9 protein-coding genes and 2 pseudogenes are annotated in these 13592 nt (G+C 72.0%); 5 read left to right on the plus strand and 6 right to left on the minus strand.

What is annotated here, in order from left to right; genetic code table 11:
• Window positions 1-9: 9 nt before the first annotated feature.
• On the minus strand, window positions 10-1413 hold the full coding sequence (locus tag C1I93_RS21780) for an NAD(P)H-quinone dehydrogenase (RefSeq protein WP_111245160.1): 1404 nt from the start codon (window positions 1411-1413) through the stop codon (window positions 10-12).
• Between the two features lie 106 nt (window positions 1414-1519).
• On the opposite strand from C1I93_RS21780, the gene C1I93_RS21785 reads away from it, so the two are divergent.
• Window positions 1520-1975, plus strand: a complete 456-nt coding sequence (locus tag C1I93_RS21785; RefSeq protein WP_111245153.1) for a gamma-glutamylcyclotransferase — start codon at window positions 1520-1522, stop codon at window positions 1973-1975.
• Between the two features lie 94 nt (window positions 1976-2069).
• Here C1I93_RS21785 and C1I93_RS21790 read toward each other — a convergent pair whose 3' ends face one another.
• The 3 genes from C1I93_RS21790 to C1I93_RS21800 form a co-directional block, all read right to left on the minus strand.
• Window positions 2070-2807, minus strand: a complete 738-nt coding sequence (locus C1I93_RS21790) for an SCO6745 family protein (protein ID WP_111245154.1) — start codon at window positions 2805-2807, stop codon at window positions 2070-2072.
• An 85-nt stretch (window positions 2808-2892) separates the two neighbouring features.
• Window positions 2893-3828, minus strand: a complete 936-nt coding sequence (locus C1I93_RS21795) for a hypothetical protein (RefSeq protein ID WP_111245155.1) — start codon at window positions 3826-3828, stop codon at window positions 2893-2895.
• 4 nt (window positions 3829-3832) lie between these two features.
• Window positions 3833-4465 (minus strand): MBL fold metallo-hydrolase, encoded by a 633-nt coding sequence (locus C1I93_RS21800; protein ID WP_111245161.1) that lies wholly within the window; start codon window positions 4463-4465, stop codon window positions 3833-3835.
• 108 nt (window positions 4466-4573) lie between these two features.
• On the opposite strand from C1I93_RS21800, the gene C1I93_RS21805 reads away from it, so the two are divergent.
• A complete protein-coding gene (locus tag C1I93_RS21805) occupies window positions 4574-5554 on the plus strand; it encodes a DUF4349 domain-containing protein (protein ID WP_111245156.1) in 981 nt (326 codons plus the stop codon).
• Here the strand turns inward: C1I93_RS21805 and C1I93_RS21810 are convergent.
• Window positions 5511-6773, minus strand: a complete 1263-nt coding sequence (locus C1I93_RS21810; protein WP_111245157.1) for an amidohydrolase — start codon at window positions 6771-6773, stop codon at window positions 5511-5513. The genes C1I93_RS21805 and C1I93_RS21810 overlap by 44 nt on opposite strands.
• A 458-nt stretch (window positions 6774-7231) precedes the next feature.
• Entirely contained in the window at window positions 7232-8815 is a 1584-nt protein-coding gene (locus tag C1I93_RS21815; protein WP_111245162.1) for an acyl-CoA mutase large subunit family protein, read from the minus strand.
• Between the two features lie 198 nt (window positions 8816-9013).
• On the opposite strand from C1I93_RS21815, the gene C1I93_RS21820 reads away from it, so the two are divergent.
• The 3 genes and pseudogenes from C1I93_RS21820 to C1I93_RS33310 form a co-directional block, all read left to right on the plus strand.
• Window positions 9014-11200 carry a protein kinase domain-containing protein gene (locus tag C1I93_RS21820; RefSeq protein WP_111245158.1) on the plus strand — a complete coding sequence of 729 codons (2187 nt, stop codon included), beginning with the start codon at window positions 9014-9016 and terminating at the stop codon, window positions 11198-11200.
• A 47-nt stretch (window positions 11201-11247) separates the two neighbouring features.
• Window positions 11248-12204 (plus strand): annotated as a pseudogene (locus C1I93_RS33305) (phosphohexomutase domain-containing protein); the annotation flags it as partial.
• 66 nt (window positions 12205-12270) lie between these two features.
• A pseudogene (locus C1I93_RS33310) lies at window positions 12271-12972 on the plus strand (phosphohexomutase domain-containing protein); the annotation flags it as partial.
• Between the last annotated feature and the right edge of the window lie 620 nt (window positions 12973-13592).

Genomic DNA, 13592 nt, shown 5'->3' on the forward strand with positions numbered 1-13592 from the left:
GGGGTGGGGTTATTCGAGTTCGTGGAGCATTAGTTGGCGGGCGGCTTCGGAGATGGAGCCGGAGAGGCTGGGGTAGATGGTGATGGTCTGGGCCAGCTCGTTGACGGTGAGGTTGTTCTCCACGGCCAGGGTGATGGGGAGGATCAGCTCGCTGGCCTTCGGGGCGACCACCACACCGCCGATGACCTGGCCGCTGGCGGGGCGGCAGAACAGCTTGACGAAACCGTCGACCACCTCGTCCATCTTGGCCCTGGCGTTGCCGCCCAGCGGCAGCATCACCTGGCGGGCCGGGGTCTTGCCGGCGTCCACCTCGTCCTGCGAGACGCCGACGGTGGCCAGCTCCGGGTCGGTGAAGACGTTCGCCGAGACGGTACGCAGCCGCAGCGGCCGGACCGCCTCACCCAGCGCGTGCCACATGGCGATCCGGCCCTGCATCGCGGCGACGCTCGCCAACGGCAGCACGCCGGTGCAGTCACCGGCCGCGTAGATGCCGGGCACGTTGGTACGGGATACCCGGTCCACCGTCACGTAGCCGCCCCGCGCCAGCTCGACGCCGTACTCGGCCAGACCCAGCTCGGCCGTGTTGGGGATCGAGCCGACCGCGATCAGCGCGTGCGAGCCGGACACCTTGCGGCCGTCGCTCAGCTCGACCTCGACGCCGTCGGCGGTACGACGGACGCCCTCGGCGCGGGAGTTGTTCAGGATGCTCATGCCCCGGGAGCGGAACACCCGCTCGATCGCCTGGGCGGCGTCGGCGTCCTCGTGCGGCATCACCCGGTCCCGGCTGGAGACCAGGGTCACCTCGATCCCCATCGCCAGGTACGCGCTGGCGAACTCGGCGCCGGTCACGCCGGAACCGACCACGATCAGGTGTTCCGGCAGCTCGGGAAGGTCGTACACCTGTCGCCAGGTCAGGATGCGCTCGCCGTCGGGCAGCGCGGTGGGCAACTGGCGTGGGGTCGCGCCGGTGGCGATCAGCACCGTAGAGGCGTCGATCCCGTACGCCGCCTCCTCGCCGTCCGGGGTGACGATCACCCGGTGGGTGTGGCCGAGGGTGTCCTCACCCAGCCGGGCCCGGCCGGAGACGAAGGTGACCCCGGCCTTGAGCAGTTTGGCGTGGATGTCGGCGGACTGGGCCAGGGCGAGCCGCTTGACCCGCTCGTTCACCGCCCGGCCGTCGACGGTGACCGCCTCCAGGCCGTCGGAGTGCACCCCGAACACCTCGGTGTCGCGGTACCCGGTGACCACCTCCGAGCTGGCGATGAAGGTTTTCGACGGGACGCAGTCGGAGAGCACGCAGGCGCCACCGGCCCCCTCGGCCTCGACGACTGTGACGTCGGCGTCCAGTTGGGCGGCGACCAGGGCCGCCTCGTAGCCCGCCGGTCCCCCGCCGATGATCACGATCCGGCTCACCACGACCGCCCCTCGTCCATGCTCACAGTGACTTTCTCCGCCCGACATGTGCGACACGCACCGCCCGTATTCTCCCCCACCCGCTGGCCGGGCTATCGTCATCGCCGTGCGTCATTACGCCGCCTACGGCTCGAACCTGGACCCAGCCCGGATGCGGGCCTACTGCCCGCACTCGCCGATGGTGGGCGTCGGCTGGCTGGAGGGCTGGCGGCTCACCTTCGCCGGTGAGGACGTCATCGGCTGGGAGGGCGCGGTCAGCACCGTTGTCGAGTCGCCCGGCGACCGGGTGTTCGTCGCGCTCTACGACATCCACCCGTACGACGCGGCTCAGTTGGACGAGATCGAGGGCGTCACCTCCGGCACGTACCGGAAGCTGACCGTCCGGGTCTCGACGCTTGACGGCGACGTGACGGCCTGGGTCTACGTCTTCGACGGTTACGAGGGCGGGTTGCCCACCTCGTGGTACGTGTCGGAGATCGCGAACGCCGCCGAGAAGGCGGGCGCGCCGGACGACTATGTCCTCGAGCTGCGGTCCCGCCCCACCGGCACCGCGTCGGCGTAGCGCGTTTCGCACCCCCCCAGTCTGCTACCGGGCGCTGTCACGTCGAGCGCCGGCCCCGCAGCCGCAGTGATCCATCCCGGTTTCGGATGGTTCGTCAGCCCTGATGGTGCGTACGCGCCGCACCCAGCAGCTCCACCAGCTCGGCGCCGTCGACCGGACCGAGGGCCGCGAACGCGGGTGCGACGAGCCGATCGGTCACCGCCTCGGCCCAGAGCCGCCGCCGCACCAGCGGTCCGACCGGTGGGTACGGCGGCGGCCAGCCGCAGGCCACCGCCCCGCTCTCTCCCTCCGGGCCGGCCAGCACCGCTTCCCGGGGACTCATCCCACTCGCCCGTACGGCGAGCAGGTGGGCACCGGTGAAGTGCTCCCGGAGCACGCGCAGCCCGACGGCGGCCCGGGCACCCGCCTGCTCCGCGATCGATGGCATGGCCCGCCACGCCGCGAAGAGCGGCATTCCGCTGGCGTCGGCGGCTGCGACCGCCCGTTCCAGCAGCGTGGCGAGGCGCTCGACGCCGGGCAACGCGGCGAGGTGCTCGTCGCCCCAGCGGCAGCACTCGGCCAGGCTGGCGGCGGCCACCTCGCCCGGTCGTACCGTGCGGGCGGCGGCGTCCCAGCCGTCCGCCACCGCGTCGGGGGCGATGAAGCCGAGCGCGGCGGCTGCGGTGTCGGCGCGGACGTCGCCGAGCGCGCCGGCCCGGCCGGTGATGTAGAACGCCCAGCCCGAGATGCCCAACAGTCGGGCCCGGTGCAGGGTGGTGGGACACCTGTTGTACGCCTCGCCGAGCGCCAGCACTGCCGGTTTGCTGGCCGCGGCCACCTGTTCCGGCGTCATCCCGCGCCCCCTGAGCGATGTCTGCCCGAGGCGTCGGGTGCGGGTCCGTCCATCAGGGATGCGGCCGTAGGTCCGTCCACGAGGATCAGTCTGCCGCGCCGTCGCCGTCGTCGGCATCCCCCTCCTCGGCCACCAGCGCCTCCATCGCGGCCTCAACCTCACCGGTCCGCCGCCGGGCGGCGCTTGCCGTGCGTTCGGCCGCCCGCCGGGCCAACCGGGCCCGGCTCAACTCCTGCTCGGCGATGGCCCGCCGGCGCTCCACCTCGGCCAGTTCCGTCTCCACCGCGTCCAGGGCGGCGGCATCGTCCCGCTCGGTCGCCACCGCGCCGGCCAGCTCCGTCTCGGCCCGCTCCTGATCGGTACGCGCCCGCGCCAGTTCCTTCTCCAGCGCTTTGCGGCGCCGTGCCCACTGCGCCCGGGCGGCTCGCCGCGCCTGCTCGGCCCGCACCTCGCCACGGTCCGGCCGAGGTGCGCGGGCCGGCGCGGGTGCGGGCGGTTCCTCACCGCCGGTGACCAGGCGCAGTTGCGGCCGGGGCACCTCGCCGAACCCGGCGTAGTGCACGGTCCGCAGCAGCCGACCGGCGCGGACCTGCTCGGCCACCTCGGCGTCGGAGAGCGCCGCGTTGAGGGTCGACTCGACCTCCGCCAGTGGCAGCTTTCCGGTTGAGGGTGCCCCCTCGGCCGCGGCGGCGAGCCGGCGTACCTCGGCAACGAGCGCGCCGACCACGGCCCGGCGCTGCGCCGACAGTTCCCGCAGGCGCGGGCCGCGCAGTTCACGTTGCGCGGCCCGCAGCGCGTCGGCCAGTTGCACCAGCTCGGCCACCAGCTCGGGACGCTCGATGGCGAGCAGGTTGACCAGCCAGGCAGCTACCGTGGGCCGGCGCAACCGGGCGATCTCCCGGGCGGAGGCGGGGTCGCCGGCCCGGCGCGCCTCGGTGGCGGCGGCATCTCTGGCGGCGACGAACCGGTCCGGCGGCGTCCGGTAGAGCCGCTCGACGAGATCGCTCGGGGGGCCGGCCATCGCCTCAGCCGTCGATCCGGCTGCCCGGCTCCAGCCGTTGGTACGTGCTGCCGGACAGGGCGGTGTACTGCCGGTCGAGCACCGCGTACCCGTTGGCGTTGAGCAGGGCGTCGTGCAGCGCGAAGACCCGGCGCGGGGCCACCGCCCGGATGAAGTCGACCACCTCGGAGAACTTCGACCAGGGCGCGTGGATCGGGGCGAAGAGCGTGTCGACGGAGACGTCGTCGGGGACGTACAGGGCGTCGCCGGGGTGGTAGACGACCTCGTCGATCAGGTAGCCGAGGTTCTCCACCACCGGGATGTCGGGGTGGATCACCGCGTGTCGGCCGCCGTAGGCGCGGACCGGGATGCCGGCGGCGGTGAACGACTCACCTGGCGCGACCGGGTGCAGTGCCTCGGCCGCGTCGCCGAGGGTGCCGGCCAGCGCGGCGGGGGCGTGGATGACGAACGGACGCCGCGCCAGCTGCCGGTTCACCGCCTCGACGTCGACGTGGTCGGGGTGCTCGTGGGTGATCAGCACCGCGTCGGCCCCGTCCAGCGCCACCGCCGGATCGCTGAACATGCCGGGATCGACGACAAGCACTCCCCCGTCGTGCTCGACCCGTAGGCACGAGTGGGCGTACTTGGTGAGCCGCATCGTGATGCCTCCCATATCGAATCGTGACGTCCTGAGCGCAGTCTGCCGGAACCCGTGGGGTGGCGCGGGGCGTCCGAGCTATCACCCGACGCGGAAAGGGGAACGGGGATGGACGTGACGAGAGCCCGCCGGTCGCCCACGGTGGCGGTGGCGGTGGGCCTGGCCCTGCTGCTGCTCGCCGGTTGCAGCGACAGCGGCGACAGCGGCAGCAACGACTCGGCGGCGACCGACGCCAGAGTTGCGGCGCCCGCCCAGGAGGGTGGCGACGCCAGGCAGGAGACGCAGGCGGGTGCCGGTGCGGCGACCGACACCCGGGTCGACCAGCGGTCGATCATCTACACCGGCGCGATGCGGGTGACGGTCGAGGATGTGGAGACCGCCGCCCGCAACGCCGTCGGCATCGCGACCCGGGCCGGCGGTTTCGTCGGCGGGGACCAGCGGCACAGCGCCGAGGCCGACGCGGTGGCCGAGTTGCAGCTACGGGTGCCTGCGGAACGGTTCTACGCGGTGGTGGAGGAGTTGGCGGGCCTGGGCGACCAGCAGAGCCGGGAGATCAACACCCAGGACGTCACCGAGGAGACCGTCGACCTCGACGCGCGGATCGCCAGCCAGCGGGCCCGGGTGGACAGCGCCCGCCGGTTGCTCGCCCGGGCCAGCTCGATAAGCGACCTGGTGGCGGTGGAGAACGAACTGGCTCGCCGGGAGGCCGACCTCGCCTCGCTGGAGGCGAAGAAGCGGCGGCTCAGCGACCTGACGGCGCTCTCCACGATCAACGTGAGCCTGGTCGGACCGGACGCGAGCACCGCCGAGGAGGAGAGCCCACTCGGTTTCCTGGTCGGGCTCAGCGGCGGCTGGCGGGCCTTCCTGGCCTCGATGACCGTCCTGCTCACCGTGCTCGGTGCGGTCCTGCCCTGGCTGCTGGTGTTGGGCGTACCGCTGGGGGCGCTGTGGTGGCTCAGCCGTCGACGCCGCCGCAACCGGCCCCCGGAGCGTCCGCTCGCCGCGCCGCTCGCCACCCCGGTCGGTGCGCCGCCACCGCCGGGGGTCAGCGCACCGCCGCCAGTGCCTGGAGCGCGGTCTGCACCATGAGGCGTACGCCCGCCGGGATGGCGCGTTCGTCCACATCGAACGACGGGCGGTGCAGGTCCACGTTCGGCCCGGAGCGGCCGACCCCCAGCCGGGCGAGTGCGCCGGGGACGTATTCCAGGTACCAGGAGAAGTCCTCGCCGCCCATGCTCTGCGGGGTCTCCGCGACCGCCTCCGGACCGAGCGCGGCGATCGTCGCGCCGGTCAGCACGGCGATGGCCTGTGCGTCGTTGCTGACCGGCGGGCGGCCGCGGAGGTACTCCAGGTCGACGGTGGCCCCGGTCGGTGCGATGACGTCGCGGACCACCTGGGAGACGATCTTGGGAGCCGACTCCCAGGCGTCCCGGTCCATCACCCGCAGGGTGCCGGAGGCCGACGCCTCGGAGGGGATGACGTTGTACCGGGTGCCGGCGGTGGCGTGACCGAAGACCAGCAGCAGCCCGCTGTTCGCCGGCACCCGCCGGCTGACCAGGGCCGGCACCTCGGTGATCAGCCGACCGAGCGCGTCGACCAGGTCGACGGTCAGGTGCGGTCGGGCGGTGTGGCCACCCGGCCCGGTGAGCCGGACCGTGACGTTGTCGGCGGCGGCGGTGATCGGGCCGACCCGCAGGCCGACCTTGCCGACCGGCTGGCTCGGGTCGCAGTGCAGCGCGAAGATCTGCACCACGTCGTCGAGGCCACCGGCCTCGATCACCTCAAGCGAGCCGCAGGGCAGGATCTCCTCGGCGGGCTGGAAGATCAACCGGACCCGGCCCGGCAGCTCGCCGGAGTCCGCGAGCTGGGCGAGCAGCATGCCGACGCCGAGCAGGACCGTGGTGTGCACGTCGTGGCCGCAGGCGTGGCAGACGCCCTCCACCGTGGAGCGGTACGGCACGTCCTTGACGTCGGTCAGCGGCAGCGCGTCGATGTCGGCGCGCAGGGCGATGACCGGGCCGTCCGGTCGACCGTCTATGTCGCAGATCACCCCGTTGCCCTTGGGCAGCAGCCGTGGGTTGAGGCCGGCCAGGGCGAGTTCCCGGGCGATCAGCGCGGCGGTCTCGAACTCCGCGCCGGAGAGTTCCGGATGCGAGTGGATGTGACGGCGCGTGGCGATCAGACCCGGTACCCGGAGCGCGAGCAGGTGGTCCAGCTCGAAGGGCAGGGGCTGGGCACCGGGCGGCGGGGCCTCCGGCCAGGACGCCGCCAGCTCGTCGCCGGTCGGCATCGTCAGCGCACTCGTCACGTCGAATTCTCGATCACTAGGGATGGATGGATCATCGGGAACAGCAGACAGCGTAGACCCCCGACGGTAACTCTGCGCAACCTCGTTCCGGTGATGGTCGGACCGCACAGCGTCACGTATGCCCTGCTCGGAGCACCCTTGGACGCACGAGACAGCAGGTAGATCGCGGTTGAACGCAGTCATCCGCCCCCCACCTCCTACAACGCGTAACCGGGCCACACTGGCCAGGAACTTTCCGGAATCTGCCGCCGGTGTTCCGAATTGTCGCATTAGCCAGAGGCATTAACTGACCGTATGCCGACTACCCGGCCACGCCCGGCGACCGGCACCCGTATGACATTCACACGCTCCGGAGCCGCCCGACCGCACACTGTGTGCGTCCTGGAGATCACCTGAGAGCAGTACCCGACAACCGCCCGCCCGACACGCTCCGCAGTCTCTCGTCCGGTGAATGGAAATCAGAAGCGGTCGGTCGGGCGGTAGCGCCCCCACACCTCGCGCAGCGCCCCGCAGACCTCACCCACAGTTGCCCGCTCGCGCAGCGCGGCTTTCATCGGGTGCAGCACGTTGCCGGTGCCCGCCGCGGTCGTCCGCAGCTCGGCCAGGGCCCGGTCCACCGCAGCGCCGTCCCGCTCGGCACGCAGCTTGGCCAGCCGTTCGGCCTGCGCCGCCTCGATCGCCGGGTCGACCCGCAGTGGCTCGTACGGCTCCTCGTCGTCGATGGCGAACCGGTTCAGCCCGACCACCACCCGCTCACCCGAGTCGATCTCCTGGGCGACCTGGTACGCCGACTGCTCGATCTCCCGCTTCTGGAAGCCCGCCTCGATCGCGTCCACCGCCGAACCGTGCTCGAAGACCCGCGCCATCAGCGCGTCCGCCGCCGCCTCGATCTCACTCGTCATCGCCTCCACCACGTACGACCCGGCGAACGGGTCGACGGTGGCGGTGAGATCCGTCTCGTACGCGAGCACCTGCTGGGTCCGCAGCGCCAGCCGGGCCGCCTTCTCGGTGGGCAGCGCGATCGCCTCGTCGAAGCTGTTGGTGTGCAGCGACTGGGTGCCGCCGAGCACCGCGCCCAGCCCCTGCACCGCCACCCGCACCAGATTCACCTCGGGCTGCTGGGCGGTGAGCTGCACACCCGCGGTCTGGGTGTGGAAGCGCAGCATCATCGACTTCGGGTTCTTCGCCCCGAACTCGTCGCGCATCAGCCGGGCCCAGATCCGCCGGGCCGCCCGGAACTTGGCCACCTCCTCCAGCACTGTGGTCCGGGCGACGAAGAAGAACGACAGCCGGGGCGCGAAGTCGTCGACGGCGAGCCCGGCGGCGATCGCGGCACGGACGTACTCGATGCCGTTGGCCAGCGTGAAAGCGATCTCCTGCACCGGCGAGGCACCGGCCTCGGCCATGTGGTAGCCGGAGATGGAGATGGTGTTCCACTTCGGTATCTCGCTGCGGCAGTAGCCGAACGTGTCGGCGACCAGCCGCAACGAGGGCTTCGGCGGGAAGATGTACGTCCCCCGGGCGATGTACTCCTTCAGGATGTCGTTCTGGATGGTGCCGTTGAGCGCCGAACCCGGTACGCCGTTCTCCTCGGCGACGAGCTGATAGAGCAGCAACAACACCGAGCCGGGCGCGTTGATCGTCATCGAGGTGGAGACCTTGTCCAGCGGGATGCCGGCAAAGAGCAGCCGCATGTCCTCGATGGAGTCGATGGCCACGCCGACCTTGCCCACCTCCCCGTGCGCGATCGGGTCGTCGGAGTCGTAGCCCATCTGGGTGGGCAGGTCGAAGGCGACCGAGAGGCCCATCGTGCCGGCCCGCAACAACTGGTGGTACCGCGCGTTGGACTCGATGGCGGTGCCGAACCCGGCATACTGGCGCATGGTCCACGGACGGGAGGTGTACATGGTCGGGTAGACCCCGCGGGTGTACGGGAACTCGCCCGGCGCGCCCAGCCGGGAGTCCAGGTCGCCGGGAAGGTCGGCCTCCGTGTACACGCCCTTGATCGGGAAACCGGACTCGCTCAACCGCCGTTCGCTCATCACCGGATGGTAGGACGAGCAGGCCATTCACCGGGTGAGGGATGCAGCACAATCGCTCGTCACTGAAGGTGAACGCGAGGACGCGTACCGTTCCATACGGTAATCGTCCCCCGCACCGGCTTTCGCATCGGGCGTCCGAACCAGCAAGATAGGGAGGTTGTGTCCCAGCCCCCCTCGACTTCCCCCGGTGGCTTTTCTGTGACTCAGATCCCGACGTGGAGCGGCGGACCAGTCAGCATCCCCACCAACGGCCGCGCGACACCCGGCACCGTCATCGGTGACCGGTACTCGTTGCGTTCCACGGTGGGCAACGGTGGCATGGGTACGGTCTGGCGGGCCACAGACACACTCCTGCGCCGCGACGTGGCGGTCAAGGAGGTCATCCTCCCGCCGGGCCTGGCCCCGAGCGACCGCGACCAGATGTACGAACGCACCCTGCGCGAGGCCCGTGCCGCCGCCGCCATCGCCCACCCGGCCGTGGTGCAGGTGTACGACGTGGTCACCGAGAGCGGTCGGCCGTGGATCGTGATGGAGCTGCTCGACGCGCGCAGCCTCGCCGACATGGTGATCGAGGATGGTCCGATCACCCAGCGGGTGGTCGCCAAGATCGGGATCGCCCTGCTCGGCGCGCTGGAGGTGGCCCACGCGATAGGTGTGCTGCACCGCGACGTCAAGCCGGCCAACGTGCTGATCTGCTCCGACGGGCGCTGCGTGCTCACCGACTTCGGTGTGGCCCGGATGCCCACCGACGTGCAGCTCACCACGCCCGGCATGGTGCTCGGTTCACCGCACTTCATCTCGCCCGAGCGGGCCATGGGTCAGGAGTTCGGCCCGCCGAGCGACCTGTTCTCCCTCGGCGTGACGCTCTACACCGCCGTGGAGGGTCGCCCACCCTTCGACCGTGGCGACCCGATCGAGACCATGCACGCGGTGGTCGAGGACCCGCCGGCCCCGCCCCAGCGCAGCGGTCCGCTGACCCGGGTGCTGATGGGCCTGCTGGAGAAGGACCCGGCCCGTCGACTCGACGTGCACACCGCCCGCGCCATGCTGCGTGAGCTGCTCGCCGGCCCGCTGAGCAGCAACGCCGCGGCGGTCACCTCGATGACCGACCCGTACTCCGTGATGCAGGTGCCGCAGCAACCCGCACCGGTGAGCGCACCGGCGCCGAAGAAGCCGGCACCGAGCGGGCAGATCGGCGGCTCGGCGATGCTCGCACCCGGTGAGTCGCTCACCGACCGGCTCGCCGCGCTCCGCCGGGGCGAACGCCCCGGCACGGCCACCACGCCCAGCGCCAGCTCCATGCAGGACACCAGCGCCGACGCGATGGCCCGGCCGGCCCAGCAGGCCACCTTCTCCCCGTCACCGGTCGGCCGCACCTACGGCGCCGGCGCCGAGGCCACCCAGCACATCGGCGGCGCCGAGGCGACCCAGCGGATCGGCGGCGCCGAAGCCACCCAGCACATCGGCGGTACGGATCGTGGTGCGGAGGCCACCCAGCGGATCGGGGCCGACAGCACCCAGCGCGTCGGGCCCGCGGTGTTCGGCTACGGCGGAGCGCCGGAGGCCACCCAGCGCATCGGCGGGCACCCCGACGCAACCCAGCGCATCGGCGGCCACGGCGGCGGGCACCCCGACGCCACCCAGCAGCTCGGTGGCTACGGTGCCGGTCAGTGGCCGGCGGCGCCCAGCCAGCCCTACGGGGCACCGCCCCGGCCGGGCGGCGGTGGTGCGGGCGGCGGCAGCCCGCTCGACCGGGCGAAGGTCGCCGGCACCCGCCTGGTCGACACCGTGAAAGGCTGGCCACCCAAGGTTCAGCTCGCCGCGGCCGCCGGTCTCGTCCTGGTCCTGCTCATCGCCGTGACAATCTTCTCCGGCGGCGACGACAGCCCGCCCTCGGCCCCGACCGCCGGGCCGTCCAACTCGGCCGAGGAGGGCCCCGCCCTGGAGATGCAGGAGCACTCCGCGCGCGGGGTGCAGATACTTGTGCCCAAGGGCTGGAAGAAGGCGAGCGGTGGCGTCTATATCGACTACACCGACCCGGAGGACAGTGGCCGCCGGGTCCGCATCCTCAACGAGCCGTGGAACGGCACCTCGACCCGCTGGGCCGAGGTGGCCGAGGACTTCTTGAAGTCCAAGTCGACCTCCTGCGCCAAGCCGTACACCCAGGTCTCGATGGAGGCCAAGGAACTCGCCGGCAAGCCGTCGGCCGAGTTCGAGTACACCTGCGGCAATGGCGACAACATGCGGCACGGCGTGTGGCACGGCGTCGCCCACGAAGGGAAGATGTACTCGTTCTACCTCACCTCGACCGACGCCCGCTTCGCCGAGAGCAAGCCGATCTACGACGAGATGGTGAAGTCGTTCCAGCTCACCGCCGCCGGCTGAGCCGGGGCGCACACTCGTGATGATCCGCCGCCGTGCTATCAAGAGGCATGGCGGCGGACACCACTGACCTCGACACCATCCGCGAGCGAGCCGAGCGCTGGCTCGCCGACGACCCCGACCCGGCCGACCGGGCCGAGCTGCGTGCGGTGCTCGACCGACTCCCGGCCAGCGCACCCGAGCTGGCCGACCGGTTCGCCGGGCCACTGACCTTCGGCACCGCCGGGTTGCGCGGGCCGCTGCGGGCCGGCCCCAACGGGATGAACCTCGCGGTCGTCACCCAGGCCGCCGCCGGGCTTGTCGCCTGGCTCGCCGCCCAGGGCGGCACCGGCCCGCTGGTGATCGGGTACGACGCCCGGCGCGGCTCCCGGGAGTTCGCCGCCCGTACCGCCCAGGTGGCCACCGGCGCGGGTCGCCCCGCACTGCTGCTCCCCCGCCCGCTGCCCACCCCGGTGCTGGCGTACGCGGTGCGGCACCTGAACGCGGCCGCCGGGGTGATGGTGACCGCGAGCCACAACCCGCCGCAGGACAACGGCTACAAGGTCTACCTCGGTGCCGGACTCGGCGGTGACCTGGGTGCCGGGGCGCAGATCGTGCCGCCCGCCGACGCCGGCATCGAGGCCGCCATCCGGGCGGTCGGCCCTTCGACCGACGTGCCCCTCGGCGCACCCGGAGAGGTGCTCGGCGACGACCTCGTCGCCGGGTACGTCGCGCGAGCCGTGCAGGTCGTGCCCGCCGGCGGCCCTCGGGACCTGACCGTGGCGTACACGCCGCTGCACGGCGTCGGGGCGACAGTCCTCACCGCCGCCTTCGCCGCCGCCGGCTTCCCGGTGCCCGGGGTGGTGCCGGACCAGGCCGAGCCCGATGCCCGCTTCCCCACCGTGAACTTCCCCAACCCGGAGGAGCCGGGCGCGGTGGACCACCTGATCGCGCTCGCCGACGCCACCGGCGCGGACCTCGCCATCGCCAACGACCCCGACGCCGACCGCTGCGCCGTAGCGGTCCGTACCGGCTCGGGCTCGGGCTCGGGCTCGGGCTCGGGCTCGGGCTCGGGCTCGGGCTCGGGCTCGGGCTCGGGCTGGCGGATGCTGCGCGGGGACGAGGTGGGCGTACTGCTCGCCGACCATCTGATGCGGCGCGGCGTGACCGGCCTGTACGCCACCACTATCGTGTCGTCCTCGCTGCTGCGGGCCATCTGCGCCGCCCGGGGCCTGCCGTACGACGAGACGCTCACCGGGTTCAAGTGGATCGTCCGGGCCGGTGGTGGCCGGGAACCACTCGTCTTCGGCTACGAGGAGGCCCTCGGCTACTGCGTCGCCCCCGATCACGTCCGGGACAAGGACGGCATCACCGCCGCGCTCACCGTCGCCGAACTGGCCGCCGGCCTCAAGGCACAGGGCCGCACCCTCACCGACCGACTGGACGAGTTGGCCGCCGAGTTCGGCGTGCACCACACCGACCAACTCTCGGTACGCGTCGACGACCTGCGGCTGATCGCCGACGCGATGGCCCGCATCCGTGCCACCACCCCGACCATGCTGCTCGGCCAACCGGTCACCGAGACCCGTGATCTGCTCCCCGAGGCGGACGTGGTGATCCTGCGTACCGACACCGCCCGAGTGGTGATCCGCCCCTCCGGCACCGAGCCGAAACTCAAGGCGTACCTCGAAGTGGTGGAACCGGCCGCGAACGGCGACGTAAGTGCGGCACGCTTGCGCGCGACGAGCGCCATCGCAACCTTACGCTCCGAGATCGCCCACGCCCTGGGCGTGTAAGGAGGGGCGCCCTATTAACGCCTCGTGTATAGGAAGGGCCCCCTATTAGCAGCCGGAGCACACCAGCTTGCTGCGCAGCGTAATCACCAGCCGAAATCGCCGCGGACCGCGCCGACAAGCGGCAGGGCGGCGGGGCGGCAGGGCGCCGAGGCGGCGGGGCGACGGACAGCGGGTGAGCGGCAGTGGATGCGACAACGGGCGAGGGGCCGACGGGACGCAACCGGCGGGTGAGGGGCCGACGGGACGCAACCGGCGGCCCGACCGCCATGGATCCGAATACCGCCGTGCCCGGGTAGACGACCTAGAACTAGCGGCAGATCGCACAGTTTCGGGGAAGTTGCTGGGTCAGCCTGCGGCGGAGGCAGCAACTTCCCCGAAACTGTGTGGATCAACCGGGCGCCGGCCGGGTTCTTGGTGCGAAAAGCGCCCTACGAGCGGGTCTGGCGGGGGCTGGAGTTCCTCGCACTCGATGAGCGAGAAGCGATGAAGCTGATCGATGCCATCCGGGGAGAGTGCTACGAGTGACCTGACCGGCGCCCGCTGGCGCACCAGCACCCGCACCCGCAGCGGCACCAACGGCGGCGATTGGGTCGAGGCGGGGGCCGAGGGCGGGTCAGCGG

Origin of the sequence: Micromonospora endophytica (genome assembly GCF_003236305.1) — a bacterium.
GTDB classification, from domain to species: Bacteria; Actinomycetota; Actinomycetes; order Mycobacteriales; family Micromonosporaceae; genus Micromonospora; species Micromonospora endophytica.